The sequence below is a fragment of the Pseudomonas edaphica genome (genome assembly GCF_005863185.1).
Lineage (GTDB): Bacteria > Pseudomonadota > Gammaproteobacteria > Pseudomonadales > Pseudomonadaceae > Aquipseudomonas > Aquipseudomonas edaphica.
Map to the genome: position 1 here is coordinate 1 of NZ_VBVZ01001151.1, position 513 is coordinate 513.

The window sequence follows — 513 nt, forward strand, 5'->3', positions numbered from 1 at the left end:
CTTGGCCCAGCGCGGCTAACCCGGCGTCCTGCCGGGTTACCCACGGATTCAAGCCTGCGTTCGGCCATCGTGGTTAACGGGGCGCCTCAGATCAAAATCAAGATCAAGATCTACAGCACGGCGGCCTGAAAGCCGACCTGAGTGGTTAGATCAAAAGCAAAAAGCGAAAATCGAAAATCGAAAATCGGATTTGCATACACTGAAGAGCCGCTTTTCTGTAGGAGCTGGCTTGCCTGCGATGCAGGCACCTCGGTACATCAGGCACACCGAGTTGATGCCATCGCAGGCAAGCCAGCTCCCACCTTTGACCGAGTATGGCTCTGCTGTTGCTGTTGCTGTTGCTGTTGCTGTTGCTGTTGCTGTTGCTGTTGCTGTTGCTGTTGCTCTGGCCCTTACATCCTTTTCGATGACGAAGTCAGCGGTTTTTGATCTGCGCTTGTGATCTTGATCTTGATCTGAAATCGCCCCGTCAAACACGATGGCCGGAATCTGACAGTGATTTGGGGGGTAAAC

Annotated in this window: 1 pseudogene; it reads right to left on the minus strand. The window is 53.2% G+C overall.

Annotated features, from left to right (window positions below):
* Nucleotides 1-150: 150 nt before the first annotated feature.
* Nucleotides 151-513: pseudogene (locus tag FEM54_RS34270) on the minus strand (hypothetical protein); the annotation flags it as partial.